The sequence below is a fragment of the Pseudoduganella sp. RAF19 genome (assembly GCF_052114165.1).
GTDB lineage: Bacteria > Pseudomonadota > Gammaproteobacteria > Burkholderiales > Burkholderiaceae_D > Rugamonas.
This window is the reverse complement of the sequence record NZ_JBFREF010000008.1, coordinates 1-17,524: the sequence shown is the minus strand read 5'-3', so window position 1 is coordinate 17,524 and position 17,524 is coordinate 1. Positions and strand designations below refer to the sequence as shown.

Sequence of the window (17,524 nt, the reverse complement as noted above, 5' to 3'; positions counted from 1 at the left end):
TTAGCGGTACTTCTTCGGTTGCTTGCGGCGCGTTGCGACATTCTGTTCGCGCAAAATCGCGTCCACGCGTGCCGACGCTTCGCGCGACAATTCCTGCGCCACCGCGATATCCGGGAAGTATTCCGGCAAGCGGTAACCCAGCCAGGCATAGGCCGAGTACAGGCGGCAGGCATCTTCCACTTCCTGCAAACTCTGGTAGTACAGCTCATCGTGCTGCCGCTTCAAGTGCGTGACCTTCTTGCGCGACAGCGCCAGCGACCACTGTTCCCACGCATGCTGCAAGGTCAGCACCTTGGTCGACACAGGCACCAGCGACATCGTAAATTTTTCAGCCACTGACAGCGGAAGCGTGTCCAGCCACGCGGCGCGGCTGGATTGCTCTTCCGTGATGCGCGGGAAGAAGAAACCATCCGGCACATCGATATTGTGGACGAAGCGCTTCAGCAGTTTCGCCAGCGCGGTTTCGCCCGTCACAGCGGAGATGCGGTGCAAATGCTCCAGCGTCGGCGCCACCGAAAAACCACTGGATGGAATTGGCGCCAGCTTCTCCTTCAGCAGCGAGCGCATGACCTCATGCGACTCATGATCGAAGCCCGCCACATGGCCTTCTTCGTGAATGCCGTAGCGCCCTGCCCGGCCGGCGATCTGCTTGGCCAGCGCGGCGGAAATCTCTTCCTCGTCATAGCCGTTGAACTTGACGGTGGTCGTCATCACCACGCGCTGGATCGGCAGATTCAGGCCCATCGCAATGGCATCCGTGCCGACCACGATATCGGCCTGCCCTTCGCGGAAGCGTGCCGCCTGTGCACGCCGCACTTCGGGCGACAGGTTGCCATACACGGTCGCCACGCTCATGCCCAGCTCAGTCACCAGGTCGCGCCACATCAGTACATCGCGGCGCGAGAAGGCAATCAGCGCATCGCCGCGCTTCAGATTGCGCAGATTACGCACGGAAGACGGTTCCATCGCCAGCGGCGCCTTGCGCTTCAGCACATGCACTTCCAGCGGACATTCCAGCCGCTCCGCCAGCGCCTCGATAGCCTTGCGCGCTTCCGGCGCTCCGACCAGATAGACGGTGCGCGCCGGTGCGCCGCACACGGCCGCCGTCCACGCTGCGCCGCGCTCCGAGTCGGCCAGCATCTGAATCTCATCGATCACTGCCACTTCCACCGGCGTACGCGCATCCATCATTTCAACCGTGCTGGCGACGTGGGTGGCGCCTTCAACGATGCGCCGCTCCTCGCCCGTAATCAGGCTCACTGCGGGCAGCTGCTCCGACAGACGCTCGTAATTTTCCAGTGCCAGCAACCGCAAAGGGGCAAGATAGATGCCGCTGGCTGCTTTCGCCAGCGCCTCTATCGCCTTGTGCGTCTTGCCTGAATTGGTCGGTCCCAGCACGGCGATAAATTTGCGCGGCAGACGCCGCGCGACCTCGAAGGAAGCCGGATATTCGGCCAGATTGATACTCTGCTTGGTGCGCTCGGCATGGCGCTCTTCGCGCTGACGCTCAACGGCATGCTCCATGCGCTGGCGCACGCGCTCGAACACAATACCGGCCGGCTCCGAGCTCTCGCCTTCCGCAAGCGTGCGCAGGAAGGGCGCTGGATTCAGGCCGTACTCCTCGCAAGCCTCATCCAGTTCAACCACGAAGGACGCCACCTCATCCCGCAGCTGGCGCACGGCGCGCTCATTGCCCCGTTCCCGCAGCAGCGCCGCGCGGCCCTCGTCATCCAATTTGCGCCACTTGGACGGCTTGGCCAGCACGCCCTGCTCCGGCACCAGCGCATAGGACACGCTTCGCCCGCCCGCCTCCACGCTGCCGGACATGCGCAGGAACACGCGCCCTTCCATCTTCACCAGACCAATACCGCGCTCCGCCAGGCCGGTTTCGCGCAGCAGTTGCTCATCCTGGTCCATATTCTCATTCGTCGTCATGGCGCGAGTATAGCGGCTGGCCACCCGACGCACGGCGAACACCAGTTTTTCTTTGTCTTTTGGAAATATTTCTGGTACTTTGTAATGGACAGTCGATTTAAATGGGCCTGGTTTGAGAGACGATTCCCCCTTCTCCGGCGTGCAGCTGGACGCGATTTTGGCGTCCCTGCCTGATCCGGCTTTCGTGATTACACGCAGCGGACGCTATATCGCCGTTTTCGGCGGGGCGGACGCGCGCTATTACCATCGCGGCGACAGCCTGATTGGCAAGTCGATTCACGAGGTGCTGGCGCAGGAAAAGGCGGATTGGTTTGTGCATGAAGTCAGCCTGGCGCTGGAGAAGCGCTGCCTGCATATCGTCGAATACAGCCTGGCCTCCAGCGACCTGAAAGGCTTGAACACGGACGGCCCTACCGACACCCTGTGGTTTGAAGGACGCGTGCAGGCGCTCGCCTTCCCTGTCCAGGGCGAAGACGCCGTGCTGTGGGTGGCCAGCAATATCACCGCCCGCAATGAACTGGAAACCAAGCTGCGCACGCAGAGCGAGATCGATCCTCTCTCAGGCCTGCTGAATCGCCGCAAGCTGATGCAGATGCTGGCCGAGCACTTCGAGATGTTCGCCCGCTATGGCACGCCCACTTCGCTGATGATCTTCGACATCGACCACTTCAAGCGCGTGAACGACCAGCACGGCCACCTGGTGGGCGACAAGGTAATCGCCGCCACGGCCGATGTTTGCCGCCACGAGCTGCGCGCCACCGACGCCGCGGCGCGTCTCGGTGGCGACGAATTCGTGGTGCTGATGCCGCATACGACCTGGGACCATGCCGAGCCGATCGCGGAACGTCTGCGCATCCGCATCGCCAACACTCTGTGCACCATGGGACTCGACTGCCTCGCCACCATCAGCGGCGGCTTGAGCGAGCTGGCCCAAGGCGACGCATCCGGCGAAGATGCGCTCAAGCGCGCCGACGACGCGCTGTATCAGGCCAAACGCCTGGGACGCAACCGCATCATCGTCAGGAACTGATTTGCTGTAGCAGGCCTAATCGGTCGGCCTGCATCCACGCCCGCCAGATCTTCCCATCCTTGAACTGATACAGCACATTGGCCGTCTGCGTCACGCGGCGGCCAGTAGCAGGATGTCCCTGGAACGGACCGTTGTGCGTTGCTTCGAAACGCCAGCGCACGGCCACACGGTCGCCTTCGCCGAACAGATCTTCGATTTCGAATCGCACGTCAGGGAAACCGGCCAGCACGGCGGCCACGCCGTCTGCAAACGCGGCCAGTCCCTTGTCGCCCGGACTGGCGAGGAAATCGGATGCGCACAAGCGGTCCAGCAGCGCCAGGCTGCCTTTGTTAAAGCCTTCTTCGAACAGTTGGCGGATAACGCTCTTGTGGTCGGACATGCTTGCTCCTTGCAGTGGTTGGTTTGTGATAGGCTAAAACCTCAACTTAACTTCAGGTCAAGGACTTTTATGCCCAGGCTCGATCCCGCCGACATCGGTCGCCAGCTTTCCGTCGGTGAAGTGGCCGAACGTGCCGGCGTTGCGGTGTCGGCGCTGCATTTCTATGAAGCGCGCGGCTTGATTCAGAGCGTGCGCAATGGCGGCAACCAGCGCCGCTATGTGCGCGAAGTGCTGCGCCGCGTCGCGGTCATCAAGGTGGCGCAGCGCATCGGCATCTCGCTGGAGGAAATCGGCGTGGCCCTCGCCTCTTTGCCGGAAGGCCGCACGCCTGACGCCCACGATTGGGCACGGCTGTCGAAAGGCTGGCAAAAGGAACTGGATGCCCGCATCGCCCGCCTGCAAGCCTTGCGCGACCAGCTGGACGATTGCATCGGCTGCGGTTGCCTGTCGCTGGGCGCCTGCAAGCTGCGCAATCCTTTGGATACGCTCTCCGAAGAAGGTCCGGGGCCGCGCCGCATTGTCGTGGAATAAATATTATTGGCCTGCCCACCTTGAAATATTGGTCAGGCCAATATAAGATGGTCTGACCAAACCAGAAGCCCAAACCTGGTGTCTGCCACGCCGTGGCAGACACCTGCCTCACGCCTTTGGTTCTCCCACGCGACCTCGGCCAATCCCCTCGGCCCTCGTCTCAATGGCAGTGGACACGCGAGGTGTCCACATCGCATTGCCGGTCATTCAAAACCATCGGAGCACACAATGAAAAAAACCATTATGGAGACTATGGTGGCCGCTGCTATTCTGGCCACCGGAGCAGCACATGCTTCACCCCTGCCCCTGCAGGATGCCGTCATCACCGCCAGCTACAACGGGGACGCCTCCGCCATGCTGGGCCTCGACCACCTGTTCGCCGCCGAACCCGGCTCGAACACCACCGCCCTTGATCCCACCAATACCGGTGTCGAATTCCTCAGCGCCGACAACCTGTTCGCCTTCGATTTCGATGCCAGCGGCCTGCTGACCATTTACAGCAACGGCAGCATCACGCCGGGCAGCTATCACTTCCACTTCGACTTCGGCAGCACGCTGGCGAATCCACTCACCGCCTTCACACTGGTGGACGACAGCGCCATCAGCGGCATGCCTTTGCTGCAGCTGGCCGCGGACGGCAAATCGATCGACGTCGATGTCAGCTCGGTTGGCTGGAGCAGCGACTTCGCGGCCTTCACCGCACAGCTGGATGCCGCTTCCGTACCGGAACCGGGCAGCACCACCCTGCTGCTGGGAGGCCTCGGCGCCATGACGCTGCTACGCCGCCGCCAGTCGCAACGCTAAGCTCCGCGCGCAAGCAGGCCTGCGGCTGCGTGCCGCGCCTGTCGCGCGCCTCGCAAACTGATACGGGAGAACACAATGGAACTCAGAGGTTTCAGGGCCGCTTGCCGCTTGGCGTCGGCCGCCCTGCTCATGCTGTCCTGCAGTGCGCACGCGGCAACCGACCCGGCGCGCCAGACCGCACCGGCCGATGGCTGGGCATCGCAAGCCGGGGGCACCGCCGGCGGCTCGGCGGCGGCCACGTCGCAGATCTACACCGTCGCCAACCGCGCGCAACTGGTCGCGGCCATCAACAACGCCGGCGCCAATCCGAAAATTATCAAGCTGTCCGGCACCATCGACATGACCGAAGGCGTGCCGTATGCGAACACGGGTGACCAGGCCATACGCGGTGCGGTACGCCTGCGCAGCAATACCACGCTGATTGGCGATGGCCCCGGCGCAGGCCTGATCAATGGCCACATCCTGCTGACCAACGTCTCGCAAATCATCATCCGCAATCTGAAGATCGTCAATCCCTGCGACGTCGGACCGGTCTGGGACCCGACCGATGGCGCCACCGGCAACTGGAACTCCGCCTATGACGGCATCGGCATCTCCGGCTCCGATCACATCTGGGTCGACCACGTGACCTTCACCGACGTACCAATGACGGACAATCTGTCGTCCATCGAGAACGGCGTGCTGAAACAGTGCCACGACGGCGCACTGGACGTCACCAATGGCTCCGACTACGTGACCGTGTCCTACAACGTCTTCGGCGAGCACCACAAGAACAATCTGATCGGCTCCAGCGACACCGCCACCGGCGACGAAGGCAAGCTGCGCGTCACTTTCAGCAATAACGTGTTCCGCGACGTCTCCAGCCGCGCGCCGCGTGTGCGCTTCGGCCAGGTCCACATGTTCAACAACTACTTCGTGGGCAGCACCACGGCGCCGGTGTACGACTACCTGTACAGCATTGGCGCAGGCTACAACGCGAAGATCATCTCGCAGTCGAATGTGTTTGAAGTCGGTGGCGCGCGCGGATGCGGCGATATCGTCATCAATCCCGGCGGCGCCGCAACAGGAGCCTTCAAGGACACCGGCTCGCTGCTGAATGGCACCCTGCTCGGCGGCTGCACCATTTCCAGCAACGTGACCTGGACGCCACCATATGCCTTCAGCGTGCGTCCCACGGCGCTGGTGAAAGCCAACGCGCTGGCGCAGGCAGGCGGCGGCAAGCTGACCACCACCATCACCGGCACCGGCGACACCAGCAGCACGCCAATCCTCACCCTCACCTGTCCAGCAACGGGCCTTTACTTCTGCGACGACTTCCAGAGCGGCAGCTCCGCCAATTGGGACTTGCTGCCCGTCGCTGGCCCCAACGGCAGCTTCAGCGTCAAGGCAGAAAGCGTCGGCGCCGTCAACCAGATCATACAGTACACCGCGGCAACCACCGGCGGCGTGCTCGCGCTGCTGAAGTCCACTTCGATGGCGAACGTGCCGTCCGGTGACTACTTCGTTGAAGCGCGCATCAAGCCGCAGACCAACAGCACTACCAGCAACAAGCTGCTCTACCTGGTCACGCGCTACGTCAACGCCAGCAACTGGTATGGCGCAGGGCTGAATGTGCAAAGCAGCACCAGCAGCACCCAGGTCGAAATCGCGAAAATGCTGAACGGTACGCTCACGCGTCCCAAGCAAGTGAAGAAGCCGATCAATATGGATGCGCAGTTCTACACCGTGCGCTTTGAAATGATCGGCAGCACGCTGACCGTCTATCTCGATGGCGAAGCGCTCGGCTCCGTCACCGACACCGCCTTCACCGCACGCGGACTGGTTGGCCTGTACACCGCCAACAAATCCTTCCAGATCGATGACGTGCGCATCGGCGATCCGCATCTGAAACCCTCGCAGCTCACGCTGAATCCGGCCACCACCAGCTATGTCGCCGAAGCGGGCGACACCCCGCTGCAGCTCGCCGTCACCGCCGTGAAGCCGGACGGTTCGGCCGACACCTTCAGCGCCAGCTCCAGCAATCCCGCTGCCGTGGCAGTCGCCATCGACAACAATACGCTGACGCTCACCCCGGTCGGCGCAGGCACTGCCAACATCGTGCTGACCAGCGACAGCGATCCAACCCTGATGCGCACCATCTCCGCCAACATCGGCGCGCAGTTCATTCAGCCGACGCAGACTTATCTGCTGAACGGCGTTGCCAGTCCTGCTGCGGCGCTTGGCAATGCCCAGGTGGATGCATCGCTGCGCCTCGTGTTCGACAGTCAGCCAGCACTGGGCGCAAGCGGCACGATCCGCATCTTCCGCAAGTCCGACGATGTGCTGGTGGATGTGATCAAGACCAGCGGCGAGACTGATGAACTGGGCTATCCAGGCCAGACCGCAATCCGCAAGGTGAACACCTCTCCGATCACGATCAGCGGCAACACCGTCACCATCAAACCGCACAGCGGCAAGCTGGCGTATGGCACCGATTATTACGTGGCAATCGCCAACGGCGTGTTCACCGGAACTTCGCTGGGCGGCACGCCATTCGTCGGCATCGGCAAGCTGGGCGACTGGTCCTTCACCACGCGCGCCACAGCGCCAGCGGGGCCGGATCTTGTGGTCGGCGCAGATGGCGATTTCAGCACCGTGCAAGGCGCGCTGAACTTCCTGATGCAGAACGTGGCCAAATCCACGCCCGCCACCGTCACCGTGAAGAACGGCGTGTACCAGGAGCTGCTCTATCTGCGCGGCAAAGACAACATTACGCTGCGCGGCGAAAGCCGCGACGGCGCCGTAATCCAGTACACCAACAACGACACACTGAACACCGGTTCCGGCGGCAGCCAGGCGCCCGGTGCCGGGGCCGCAGCGGCTGGCGGCCGTGCCGTGTTCCTCGTCGAATCCGCCGATATGCTGACGCTCGACACGCTCACAGTACGCAACACCACGCTGCGCTCGCCGTCCATCTCGGCGCAAGCCGAAACGCTGTACTTCAACAACGACGCCGGCCGCCTCATCGCGCGCGACGCCAGCTTCTTCAGCGAGCAGGACACGCTCAATCTCAAAGGCTGGTCCTGGTTCTATCACACGCTGGTGGCAGGCAACGTCGACTTCATCTGGGGCTCCAGCCGCGCCGCCCTGTTTGAAGAGAGTGAAATCCGCTCTGTGGGCGATACGTCCAACGCCAGCAGCGGCGGCTACGTCCTGCAAGCGCGCGTGCAGGCAGCGGCCGACAAAGGCTACGTCTTCCTCAACAGCAGCCTGACGCATGGCCCCGGTCCCGGCCCGCTGCATGGCGACGTGCCGGCTGGCGCGACCTACCTCGCGCGCAGCTCCGGCAGCAGCACGGTGTGGGACAACATCGCCTTCATCAACTGCAAAATGGATAGTCACATCGCAGCCGCCGGCTGGGCCGGACTAGGCGTGAACGGCCAGCCGGCGCCGAATCCCGCCGTACCGACTGCCGCCAGCGGCTGGCGCGAATACGGCAGCACGGACCTGCTGGGCAATCCGCTCAATCTGTCCACGCGCGTGGGTGGCTTCCAACTCAGCAGTTCGGATGTGGCAGCCGGCTTTGCCAACCGCGCCCAGATTTTCGCTGGCTTTAATAGCGGCGCTGGCTGGAATCCGTAAGTCAACTCAGCGGTTGAGCCGCCGTGCTTGCGGCGCTCAACCAATGAGCGCAAAATGCCCCGATGCATGCAGTCTCAATGGAGGATGCCATGGACGGGGTTTTGCCTGATTCAAACCACCATGTCGCACCAGGCGACATCCTGCTGCTGAGCAGCCGCGGCGCGCGCGGCCGGGGCAGCCTGCTGGCGCAAGCCATTGACCGGCGCAGCAGCCGCCGCTTCAGCCATGTTGCGGTGGTGCTGAACGACAAAATGGTGGCGGAGGCCATGCCGCATCACGGGGTCACCTTGCGCCACTGGCAGGATCTGCTTGACCATGTGGACCTTTCCACCAGCCGCGTTGCCCGCAATCAGAAACTCGCGCACGATCCCGAAGCGGGACCGCGCATCATGCAGCACGCCACCCTCTTCTACAAACAGCGCTTTGACGTGCAAAGCCTGGTGCGCTCGGAATCGCCGGAAGACGCGGCGCCCTGCTGCCAGTTTGTAGGCGATCTTTACGACGATCTGCAACTGCAAGCCAATGGCGACTGGCCGCAGGCAGTCGCCAGCCACACGCGCGAAGGGGCGTGGCGGCAGTTCAAACTGTCGGAATACGGCTTGGCACAGCCGCAGCATCCGCTCGGTGCAAGCCTCTACGCGAATCACCACGACGATGCGTTCAGCGCAAACGTGCCGCCTGCTTTGGTTGAGAACATGCGCACCCAGCGCGCCGCCTACCAGTTCGCGGCACGCCAGCGTGAACTGGCGCTGGCAATCGCATCCTGCTCGCGGCAACTCAAGCCGCTGGGCGATGCCTTCGGCGCAGTGTCCCCCGCCGGCGCGGAATCGCCGCTGAGTGGCGGCACGCTGGAAGCCCAGTGGCGCCATCTTTTCCTCGACTACCATCCCGGCATTCCCGGCTTCCTGCACATGCAGGGCGAAGCGGGCGACCACCTGCCGCAACTCAAGCGCTATGCACACGCAACCGGCGAGCTGCTCTCGCTCTCGCATCTGCTGCAGAATGCGGTGACGGTGTTCCGCGAACTGACCGCCACCGCGCATCAGCTTTCGCATCAGGGCAAGGCAGGCGTCTTGCAGATGGAAATGCTGTGCACTCACTGCGAACAGCTGCTGGAGTGCGGCGATGCTCTGTGCGATGACGAGCAGGTCGAAGAAGTGCTGATGCGTATCCAGAACTATCCCGTCCTGCACGACGAGCTAATGGAACTGGACGACGCCGATGCCGAAGTTGCGGCGCTGGCCTCATCCAGCCTGGTCGCCCTCAGCGAAGCGGACCTGGTCCGCCTGCACTGGCTCAGCGACCTGCGTCCCCATCTGTTGAAAGCTCAGCCCCGCTTGCGGGAGATTCTTGAGCTGGTGCGTTAATTCAGGCCGGCATAGACCATTCGCGTGAACTGATCGCCGTTGAAGACGAACTGGCCCCATTGGGCATCGAAGGCGGCGGTCGGTTTGGCGGCGACGATTTCTTCTAAGGACTTGCCCTGCTTTTTCAAGGCGGCCACATTGTTGCGCACGGCAACCAGCATGTCGCGGAATTCGATCAGCTTGGCGCGGTTTGCGACATCGCCGTGGCCGGGAATCACGATGGTGTGCTCCGTCGTGCGTTCGACCGCCTTGTTGGCCCACTTGATCGCGCCATCAATGCTGCCACCGTCTTCGTTGTCGATGTACGGGTATTTGTTGTTCCAGAAGGTGTCGCCCAGCGCCAGCACATCTGCATCCTTGAAGTAGACCCACAGGTCGCCATCGGTATGGCCATCGCCGACGTTCTTCACTTCGACCTTGGTTCCTGCAAACGCGATGATCTTTTCATGATCCACCAGCAGCGTGGGGCGCGCTGCTGCAGGCACCGGATCGAAAGTCCAGTTCCAGGCATTCACATGCGTGGTTTGAGTCAGATGCCTGAAGGTGTTTTTCTGCGCGACGATGGTGGCGCCCGCCTCATGCAGCCATGCGTTACCATTGGTGTGGTCCCAGTGCCAGTGCGTGTTCACAACGTATTTTGGCGATGCCGCGCCCATCTGCAGAAGCGCGGCCTGCAGTTTTTCTTTCGACTTGCTGATGCCTGCGTCGACCAGGAATTTGCCTTCCCTGCCGTTCAGGACCGTGACGTTGCCGCCTGAGCCCATCAGCACGGTGATATTGCCGCGCAAGGGCTGCGCGACGAGGTCGGTGTCCGCGCGCTTCAAGTAGCGTGCACCTGCTCCGGTATGAAAATAGTCGTCTTGTGCGAAAGCCGGGGCCGAGACAAACAAAGCCGCTACCAGCAGCGCCGGCAGTTTGAAGCGTGTGTTCATGTTTGGTTACCTATCCATATGCGAGCAACCATTATGGACGCAGCCATGGAGTGGCAAAGTCAGTCCGTTGCGGCAATTCCTGCCAAGTTGCAGCGCGTTTCCGCCATCGGTCTACAGAACAATTCCGTTCGCGGACGCGGGCTCTTCCGGGAGATCGCTCTTCTCGCCCAGCATGTCCATCAACTCGCGTTCGATTTTCCGGCATAGCTGCGCCATCGGCACGTCATTGGGATTCCCTTCGAACGGATTCTCCGTGCCCTCGCCAACCTGCTCCAGCGCGAGATACATCCACGACACCATCGCGCTGAACGGAATGACCAGCCAGATCAGCTTGTCGTGCATGACACCCGATATGGTGGCGTTCACCTTTTCGAACTCCGTCAACACGCCGAAAGGCAGCAGCAGGCAAAAGGTGCGGACAAAGAGCCGATGGGTGACCTCGTATTGCCGGGGATAGGGATAATCCTTGATGCGCTCGGCGCGTCCCTGCAGATTGAAGAAGCCTCTGATCGCTGCCAGCAGCTCCATGTAGCAGGAATTGCTGATCTCTCCGGCATCAAAGAGCCGCTTGATCACTGCCGCCTGCGTACCGAGCAAGCGGCTCGGCTTGCTCGCGGCTTGGTCGAGCGCGTCCAGTTCGGCCGGTGACAGATAGCGCGCCAGTACCTCGTTCAATGGCGTCTCCCACTCCGGCACCCGGTAATATTTACGGTATTCCGCGTTGGACGCTTTGCTCACCGTCTCCCAAACCTTCGGAGTTCTCAACTGATAGCGCAGCGCCGTCAGCCATGCGCAATGCCGGAGAATCAGTTCCCGTCCGCTCGTCACTGCTGACGGAAAGTCCCGGCTCATGACGCCCAGACTGCGGCTGCTGTTCAGGATGTCCGTCCAGATCTGCTGCGCCTCCAGCGCCCGGCTGTAAGTCTGCACATTCCTGAAGCCGACGATGAAAGATGTCGCCGTGCCCAGCAAGACCACCACCGAAACCGGAATTGCCAGCCATCTCACGTCCAGGAACTGATAAAGAAGAACAGGCACCGAAGCGCAGACGAGCGAGGCATAAAGCAGCCGTCTCGACCAGACCATAAACTCGAATACTCTGTACGATTTACCCAGGTGCATGGCACATCTCGCAATGACGAAGTGGTTCGCGGAGGCCTCGCTGTTGACAGGCCGTTAATGATCATATCGGAATTTCCGTCGGTCATCGCGATTATGCAGGTGGTATCCTATCGCCTTCAATTGAAAGGAATCGCATCATGGGGCTCGCTGATCAGTTATTAAAAGCCGGTTTGGTCGACAAAAACAAAGTCAAAGTCGCCAATCAGAACAAAAGCAAGCAGATAAAAGAAGAGCGCCGCACCGGCGTGCAAAGCGTCGACGAAACGCGCCTGGCAGCGCAGGAACAGCAGCGCCAGAACGCTGAGAAGGCACGCCAGGCGAATGCCGAGCGCAATGCGAGTGCACAGCAAAAGGCCATCGCCGCCCAGATCGCGCAGATGGTCCAGCAGAATAAGCAAAGCAAGGGCAACGGCGACATCGCCTATAACTTCACCTATGGCACGAAAATCGAGCGTATCTACGTGTCGGCAGCCGTGCGTGAACACCTGGTCGCCGGCCGTCTCATGATCGTCGGCTTCGGCGACGGCTACGAACTCGTCCCGCGCGTCATCGCCGATAAGATCGCCGAACGCAATCCGGAAATCGTTGTGCGCGTCAAAGCGGCCACGCCCGAGACTGACGAGGACGATCCGTACGCAGCCTACAAGATCCCTGATGATCTGATGTGGTGATCAATACGGGAGGGTTCATTTAATTTGCCACGCGATGTGACAATGTGTGAATCTTTCAGACAAGCAAGATGCTACGCTGCATAGCGGTGGGGGCAATTGAGCTTTCACCGCTAGTCAGATCCAAATATGAAGATCCTCACAAAAATTTTTGGCAGCAGTAAGCGTGTTGCTTGGCCGTTCCTGTCGCCAGAGAACGAGGCCACTGTCACGGTTGGCAAAATAGTGAATTGTGAGAAGGCTATTCTTTTGGTGCAGCACGACGAAGATGGTTGGCAATTTCTGACAGGCGAGCCATTCGATACGTCTGACGCCATGCTTGTCGGCCTGGGCGAAATCGTAAAGTTAGATCCATCCGTTCTGGAGTTGGCGGATCTACCCGTCGGCTGGGGTGCGAGGCGCCTCACGGCAAAGGCTTCCTGGCTCCGCGAAAAGGACGATCTCCTTGCATGAGTCCGATGGAATCGCCCCAATCGGTCGGAAACGGACCTGATCTGAATTAATACTGACATCCAAGCGTGTCCAGAGGCAAATGAAAACCCTGCTCTATCTGTTTGCCATGCTGACGTTCGTCGGCTGTTCCCGAGACGTACCTGCTCGCTGGAGTTCTTTGACGTATCCCAAGGAGCACCTTTCAGTCGTCGAAAGCGCAACGAATGAGCATGGGATTTATATTGAGTACCAAGGATTGACGCGGATGCAGCTCTTGCAGCGAGTCGAAGCCGGATTGAAAGGCGTCGGCTACGTCAAGGTTGGAGAAGCATTCGATGGAACGGTCTTCGGGTATTCCAAGGGCGAAGATAGACTTGCAGTCAAAGTGGACCAGTTTGGCGAGAAGTTGTTCCTGGCCGTGTTCGATGAACAAGGAAAGGAGCCGCTGCTACACGGCGTCGTTTTCGGCAAATACCAGGTTGGGGAGTCCGTCTCTGGCGAGAGGGCTAAAGAACAGTTGCGGAAGGAACTCGAGAAGTAGCCCGACTTCCAATCTTCAATCGCAGTATCGAGATGCAGCCGCCATGTCAGCGACCGGAGAATCGAACATGAGATTTGCCAATACGGGGCGTGTCGCTGAGGAATGGACACGGAGTCACAGTCTGTATGATGAATAAATAAGTGCTGTATCCTGCCAATACCGGCCCCGCTTGATTTACTCGATTATTATCGATTCAGGGAATTTTAGACTAACGCATGAATGGCATCGGAATTAGGCGATTTCTCTGGCTAACATGTCTGATTGTTTGCGTCGTTGTCTTTTGCTTTTCGCTTTCCCTTGAAAGTCTGTTTGACGGCGCCAGGGGAAATTCAATGCGGGGCTTTGACTTTTTAGTTATGGGTTGGATCGGGATTTTTTATGGAATGCCGGCATGGTATGCTAATCCATTGCTGCTGTGGTCCCTGCTTTTGTCGTGGAAATACCCATTTGAGTCAATGGCCTGTGAGCTTGTTGGGCTTTTGATTGGTGCCACCGCATTGCCCGTCCACCAAATGGTGCTTGATGAGAGCGGAAGTCCTGTACCAGTTCGATTGGAGCTGGGTTACTACCTCTGGCTGTGCTGCTTTATTTTGGCATTTGTCGCGTCATACATACGTGACTCAGAAGGAACCTAACGGCAAGGAACCCGGCAAAGAAATGAGACTTAAATGCCACTGAGTTCAGAAGAACGCGATGCTAATAGTCGGCTTGTTGATAAGCTTAAATCGCAGTTTCCGGCAGAGGCTGAAATAACCGACCATTGGCTATTAGAGAGAGGCTGGGACCCGAATGAAGAACTTGTAGCTCTTAATTGGGTAGAGGCATTTGCTGATCGAACTACTGAAGCAATTCGACTTAGAGATAGCGAAGCGGTAATCGCGCAGACGAACTTCATGGCTTTAGCTTATCGAGCTGAGAGAGAGGTATTACGCACAATTGTCGATGTCTCATATGCAGAGAACCTCATGTGGGATGCAAGTCCCGAAGAAAAGGTGTGGGCTTGGGAGTTTATTGCTTTGGAAATTCGGTTGCTTTACGCCGAGACGTGGGGCAGTCCAACGCAAGATACCAACTGATTCTAACGTTGTCGCGACTAAACCCGTCAGGAAACGGCCAAATGCGGTCGTTGGATTTACTTATCTCGTGGATGCCCTAGGTGAAAATTTGAAGTATTTCGTCATTTTATTGACATTCTTGTCGTTTCAAGTGCGAGCAGACGAACCGATTTTTTGGTCCAACACCGAATCAGAACTGACGTCAACAGTCCCTGCTCCGGCCGGATTGGTCCAGTTCATTCTCGCGAGTGAAGACGCAGATAGCAGACATCAATTTCGCGGATGTATGCAAGAGAGTGACTTAAAGAACGGTCAAGAAGGGGCCCTGTTCTCTGTTGCAGAAATCAATGCGGTCAGCAACACAGAGAAGGTCTTCTTCGTGCGACCGGCCTTAAAGCCATATTGCTTTGCGTTTTACGGCGCACATCTATTCCGCTATTGGTTCGTAGCTTCGTCTCAACTTGCAAAGAAACACAAGTACAAAATTCTTTTCAAAGGCGGAGGCGACGGTATCGGCGTCCTTCCGACTAGAACAAACGGCGTTGCCGATCTTGTCGCATATGGTCACACCTCAGTATCACAGTTCTGGACAACTCTGGCGTTCGATGGGCACGAATTCAAGGAGAAAGGCTGCGCGAGAAAAGACTTCCAGGAAGACGGCACTCTTAAGAGCCTGCCGTGTTACGAAAATTAGTGCGCTCGTCGAAAAACTAAGACGATGGAGTTGCTAATACCACTATCGCGGGCCCCGGACCCGACGTAAGAGTTCGTAATTTTTGCAGATCAGAAAGCTGTTATCCTAAGTGCAGTCGGCTGCGTTCGGCCAACAGCGGGCGGACATCTCTGTGCTTTCAAACTAAAGGCGAATGTGAGAATTCTCTTGATGCTAGTTCTATGGCTTGCTTTGTTCGAAGCTTCGGCCGGAACAAAAGACTTCCAAGCCGCTTCGTTGGAGAAGTACCCTGGAGCGAATGAGGACTTAAAGCTCAAGCTTGAGTGCTTGAGAATGAAGGTTTATCCAGACGATATAGAAGTCTGCGGCCTTTCCGGATTTGGGAGCGCAGCTTATCAAAGTAGGATAGAAGGGTGCCTGCACATGAAGCGTGGCAATACAGTCGCGCTTTCAAACGCCAAGCTGATGCTGGTCGTGCAGTGCTCGAGAATGAGGGTCGCTGTAGAGTTTGAGAAGAATGAGGGGAAGTATTCTGTTATAAGCATTAATGAGCTTTTAGACTAGCTGAGCTAATGGGCTACAGCAAACGGCCAGCAGCCGCCAGTCGAAAACTAAAGACGATAAATATATGCTGAGTCTGGAAGATGAAAAGTGGAAAGAGCTCCACGGCGGCTACAGAGTCCCATATGATGTGTCGGTTGCTTTGCTGTCGATGGATGGCGGAACCGATGTATGGGACGAGTTATGGAATGAGCTTCACCATCAAGGTGATGTCGATATCGCATCCTACGCGGCGGTTCCACAGTTGGTGAGGATCGCAAGCAATGGAACGGGACGCGATTGGAATTTCTACGGGTTGCTAGCGACAATCGAAGTTGCACGCCATCGCAAAGGTAATCCGGCAGTGCCTGTCTGGTTGAAAGCAGATTACACCAGCGCCTGGGCGCTGGCTTTCACTTTAGCTTTGACTGACATCGACTCAAAAACCGATCGCGCTACTACCGCTGCCATTCTCAGTGTACTCGCTCTGGCAAAAGGCCAACTGAAGCTCGGTGCCATGCTCTCCGGCTTGGATGAATCCGAACTCGATGAATGGCTGGAAGAACGATTCGCCTGGTCCGAGCAGTATGGATAATTCGCCTTCCGGCCAATGTCAAACAGAAAAATTAAGAGACAATGTCCAACGAATCATTGATTAAATGCGGGACTCATGGCAGTAGGTCGCCAGCGATCGTCTGCTGCCACCAGGTCAACATCCGCGACCGCATCGTTGGCTTCGTCGAAAACAGTTCAGACCCTGACGACTTGCAGGCTTGGTGTGACGACTGTGAGCGTCTTTTCATTCAAGAAGACGGGATGACTGAAGTGTTCAGGGAGTTCAATGATTTTAGGGTCGTTTGCGATTTCTGCTACGCTCAAATTAAGGAGCGCAATATGAAATTTGATGGTGCTCCGAGCTGAAGACTGTCTTCGGCCAAGAACGGACCGTCATTCATACCCACTACCTATGATCATAGAAGCCGTACAAACCGTTGAAGTTGTGTGCACTGATAGGATGCTGCGAGTGAGGCTCGTGAGCAGCGGCGAGCGTTGGTACCAGACTGTGAACTTCATTGCGACAGGAGTCGAATGGCACAACGATATAGGTGCTTTTGGGTTTGATATGAAAAACCGTAAGCGATGTGCCACTTGGTTCTTTGATATTCTCGAAGAGATTGAGAATGAAATAGATGTGCGATTAAAGTTGGAAAATGCCACGACTTGGATCAATGTTCCAAATGAAGTAAGACATGAAATTGAATTGGCCATCGGCTGACGAAAATCGGCAAAAAGCGGACCTGACTTAATAATTCTTAATATGAAAATATTAGCATCTCTTGCAGCTCTTCTTGGCTTAGGTACTTCGCAAGTTACCCCTGCCGCAGAAGTTCAGAAAAAAAAACGAGCATGCAGTTATCGTCCATTTTCAATACGGGTCTCGAGATCTGACGCGGCTTTTTGCGCTCGAAGACAAGATTGAAGATGTTGTCACTAAAGCTCATGTCGGCGAATATGACGGAAACGAGGTCGCAGTTGATGGTAACGATGGGTTCCTCTATTTATATGGCCCAGATGCTGATAAATTGTTGCAAGCGATTGAGCCTGTGCTTGCAGAAACCTCGTTCATGAAAGGCGCAGAAGTGAAGAAACGCTACGGTCCGGCCGGGACAGGTGCGGAGGAAGTCAATCTTCATATCGAAACTCGACAAAGTGCTGTTTTTGATTGAATTTCTTCGTTCTGCACCCGGCCAATAGCGGACCCGGTCGGCAGAACACAAAATGATTCGAACGAAACTGGCATTGTCATGAACTTCAACAGCATACGACATCAAATTCTAAATGCCGGAGGCATTCCGGGAGAGCCCGCGCAAGAGAATGATTTTCTTGAGTTTGA

General features: G+C 58.0%; 20 protein-coding genes. 16 read left to right on the top strand and 4 right to left on the bottom strand.

Annotation, left to right across the window (positions count from 1 at the left end):
• Window positions 1-1,935, bottom strand: a complete 1,935-nt coding sequence (locus tag AB4Z19_RS20890) for a helicase-related protein (RefSeq protein ID WP_442024096.1) — start codon at window positions 1,933-1,935, stop codon at window positions 1-3.
• Window positions 1,936-2,047: 112 nt separating this feature from the next.
• On the opposite strand from AB4Z19_RS20890, the gene AB4Z19_RS20885 reads away from it, so the two are divergent.
• Window positions 2,048-2,965, top strand: coding sequence for a GGDEF domain-containing protein (locus AB4Z19_RS20885; RefSeq protein ID WP_442024080.1), 918 nt, complete (start codon window positions 2,048-2,050; stop codon window positions 2,963-2,965).
• Here the strand turns inward: AB4Z19_RS20885 and AB4Z19_RS20880 are convergent.
• A complete protein-coding gene (locus AB4Z19_RS20880) occupies window positions 2,955-3,344 on the bottom strand; it encodes an ester cyclase (protein WP_442024082.1) in 390 nt (129 codons plus the stop codon). The two genes, AB4Z19_RS20885 and AB4Z19_RS20880, sit on opposite strands and share 11 nt — an antisense overlap.
• A 69-nt stretch (window positions 3,345-3,413) precedes the next feature.
• Between AB4Z19_RS20880 and soxR the strand changes: the two genes are divergently transcribed.
• From soxR to AB4Z19_RS20860, 4 genes are all read left to right on the top strand, one after another.
• Window positions 3,414-3,875: a redox-sensitive transcriptional activator SoxR gene (gene soxR, locus AB4Z19_RS20875; protein ID WP_442024084.1), complete on the top strand. Its 462-nt coding sequence runs from the start codon at window positions 3,414-3,416 to the stop codon at window positions 3,873-3,875.
• Window positions 3,876-4,103: 228 nt separating this feature from the next.
• Window positions 4,104-4,679, top strand: a complete 576-nt coding sequence (locus AB4Z19_RS20870; RefSeq protein ID WP_442024086.1) for a PEP-CTERM sorting domain-containing protein — start codon at window positions 4,104-4,106, stop codon at window positions 4,677-4,679.
• A 75-nt stretch (window positions 4,680-4,754) separates the two neighbouring features.
• Entirely contained in the window at window positions 4,755-8,300 is a 3,546-nt protein-coding gene (locus AB4Z19_RS20865) for a pectinesterase family protein (RefSeq protein WP_442024088.1), read from the top strand.
• A gap of 89 nt (window positions 8,301-8,389) precedes the next feature.
• Complete coding sequence (locus AB4Z19_RS20860) at window positions 8,390-9,667, top strand: hypothetical protein (protein ID WP_442024090.1); 1,278 nt, start codon at window positions 8,390-8,392, stop codon at window positions 9,665-9,667.
• Here the strand turns inward: AB4Z19_RS20860 and AB4Z19_RS20855 are convergent.
• Together AB4Z19_RS20855 and AB4Z19_RS20850 are read right to left on the bottom strand one after the other, a co-directional pair.
• Window positions 9,664-10,599: an MBL fold metallo-hydrolase gene (locus AB4Z19_RS20855; protein ID WP_442024092.1), complete on the bottom strand. Its 936-nt coding sequence runs from the start codon at window positions 10,597-10,599 to the stop codon at window positions 9,664-9,666. The genes AB4Z19_RS20860 and AB4Z19_RS20855 overlap by 4 nt on opposite strands.
• A gap of 111 nt (window positions 10,600-10,710) precedes the next feature.
• Entirely contained in the window at window positions 10,711-11,721 is a 1,011-nt protein-coding gene (locus AB4Z19_RS20850; protein WP_442024094.1) for a bestrophin family protein, read from the bottom strand.
• Window positions 11,722-11,858: 137 nt separating this feature from the next.
• On the opposite strand from AB4Z19_RS20850, the gene AB4Z19_RS20845 reads away from it, so the two are divergent.
• The 11 genes from AB4Z19_RS20845 to AB4Z19_RS20795 all read left to right on the top strand — a co-directional run bounded on the left by AB4Z19_RS20845 (window position 11,859) and on the right by AB4Z19_RS20795 (window position 17,357).
• Window positions 11,859-12,392, top strand: coding sequence for a DUF2058 domain-containing protein (locus tag AB4Z19_RS20845; protein ID WP_442035907.1), 534 nt, complete (start codon window positions 11,859-11,861; stop codon window positions 12,390-12,392).
• 126 nt (window positions 12,393-12,518) lie between these two features.
• Window positions 12,519-12,842: a hypothetical protein gene (locus tag AB4Z19_RS20840; RefSeq protein WP_442035906.1), complete on the top strand. Its 324-nt coding sequence runs from the start codon at window positions 12,519-12,521 to the stop codon at window positions 12,840-12,842.
• Window positions 12,843-12,921: 79 nt separating this feature from the next.
• Entirely contained in the window at window positions 12,922-13,362 is a 441-nt protein-coding gene (locus AB4Z19_RS20835; protein WP_442029223.1) for a hypothetical protein, read from the top strand.
• Between the two features lie 332 nt (window positions 13,363-13,694).
• Window positions 13,695-13,997 (top strand): hypothetical protein, encoded by a 303-nt coding sequence (locus tag AB4Z19_RS20830; protein WP_442035905.1) that lies wholly within the window; start codon window positions 13,695-13,697, stop codon window positions 13,995-13,997.
• A 33-nt stretch (window positions 13,998-14,030) separates the two neighbouring features.
• Window positions 14,031-14,438 (top strand): DUF7674 family protein, encoded by a 408-nt coding sequence (locus tag AB4Z19_RS20825; RefSeq protein WP_442029225.1) that lies wholly within the window; start codon window positions 14,031-14,033, stop codon window positions 14,436-14,438.
• 88 nt (window positions 14,439-14,526) lie between these two features.
• The gene (locus AB4Z19_RS20820; RefSeq protein WP_442029226.1) at window positions 14,527-15,111 is read left to right on the top strand and encodes a hypothetical protein; all 585 of its coding nucleotides are present in this window, start codon (window positions 14,527-14,529) and stop codon (window positions 15,109-15,111) included.
• 189 nt (window positions 15,112-15,300) lie between these two features.
• Entirely contained in the window at window positions 15,301-15,654 is a 354-nt protein-coding gene (locus AB4Z19_RS20815; protein WP_442035904.1) for a hypothetical protein, read from the top strand.
• A gap of 64 nt (window positions 15,655-15,718) precedes the next feature.
• On the top strand, window positions 15,719-16,225 hold the full coding sequence (locus tag AB4Z19_RS20810; protein WP_442035903.1) for a hypothetical protein: 507 nt from the start codon (window positions 15,719-15,721) through the stop codon (window positions 16,223-16,225).
• Window positions 16,226-16,266: 41 nt separating this feature from the next.
• Window positions 16,267-16,551, top strand: a complete 285-nt coding sequence (locus AB4Z19_RS20805) for a hypothetical protein (RefSeq protein WP_442029324.1) — start codon at window positions 16,267-16,269, stop codon at window positions 16,549-16,551.
• A 112-nt stretch (window positions 16,552-16,663) separates the two neighbouring features.
• Window positions 16,664-16,906: a hypothetical protein gene (locus AB4Z19_RS20800; protein ID WP_442029323.1), complete on the top strand. Its 243-nt coding sequence runs from the start codon at window positions 16,664-16,666 to the stop codon at window positions 16,904-16,906.
• 310 nt (window positions 16,907-17,216) lie between these two features.
• Entirely contained in the window at window positions 17,217-17,357 is a 141-nt protein-coding gene (locus AB4Z19_RS20795) for a hypothetical protein (RefSeq protein WP_442029322.1), read from the top strand.
• Window positions 17,358-17,524 lie beyond the last annotated feature (167 nt).

Coding starts and splice junctions, on each gene's coding strand:
- AB4Z19_RS20805 (WP_442029324.1), top strand. CDS start 16,267: ATGTCCAACGAATCATTGATTAAATGCGGGACTCATGGCAGTAGGTCG.
- AB4Z19_RS20890 (WP_442024096.1), bottom strand. CDS start 1,935: ATGACGACGAATGAGAATATGGACCAGGATGAGCAACTGCTGCGCGAA.
- AB4Z19_RS20845 (WP_442035907.1), top strand. CDS start 11,859: ATGGGGCTCGCTGATCAGTTATTAAAAGCCGGTTTGGTCGACAAAAAC.
- AB4Z19_RS20840 (WP_442035906.1), top strand. CDS start 12,519: ATGAAGATCCTCACAAAAATTTTTGGCAGCAGTAAGCGTGTTGCTTGG.
- AB4Z19_RS20830 (WP_442035905.1), top strand. CDS start 13,695: ATGCGGGGCTTTGACTTTTTAGTTATGGGTTGGATCGGGATTTTTTAT.
- AB4Z19_RS20860 (WP_442024090.1), top strand. CDS start 8,390: ATGGACGGGGTTTTGCCTGATTCAAACCACCATGTCGCACCAGGCGAC.
- AB4Z19_RS20825 (WP_442029225.1), top strand. CDS start 14,031: ATGCCACTGAGTTCAGAAGAACGCGATGCTAATAGTCGGCTTGTTGAT.
- AB4Z19_RS20815 (WP_442035904.1), top strand. CDS start 15,301: ATGCTAGTTCTATGGCTTGCTTTGTTCGAAGCTTCGGCCGGAACAAAA.
- AB4Z19_RS20855 (WP_442024092.1), bottom strand. CDS start 10,599: ATGAACACACGCTTCAAACTGCCGGCGCTGCTGGTAGCGGCTTTGTTT.
- AB4Z19_RS20810 (WP_442035903.1), top strand. CDS start 15,719: ATGCTGAGTCTGGAAGATGAAAAGTGGAAAGAGCTCCACGGCGGCTAC.
- AB4Z19_RS20870 (WP_442024086.1), top strand. CDS start 4,104: ATGAAAAAAACCATTATGGAGACTATGGTGGCCGCTGCTATTCTGGCC.
- soxR (WP_442024084.1), top strand. CDS start 3,414: ATGCCCAGGCTCGATCCCGCCGACATCGGTCGCCAGCTTTCCGTCGGT.
- AB4Z19_RS20850 (WP_442024094.1), bottom strand. CDS start 11,721: ATGCACCTGGGTAAATCGTACAGAGTATTCGAGTTTATGGTCTGGTCG.
- AB4Z19_RS20835 (WP_442029223.1), top strand. CDS start 12,922: ATGAAAACCCTGCTCTATCTGTTTGCCATGCTGACGTTCGTCGGCTGT.
- AB4Z19_RS20865 (WP_442024088.1), top strand. CDS start 4,755: ATGGAACTCAGAGGTTTCAGGGCCGCTTGCCGCTTGGCGTCGGCCGCC.
- AB4Z19_RS20880 (WP_442024082.1), bottom strand. CDS start 3,344: ATGTCCGACCACAAGAGCGTTATCCGCCAACTGTTCGAAGAAGGCTTT.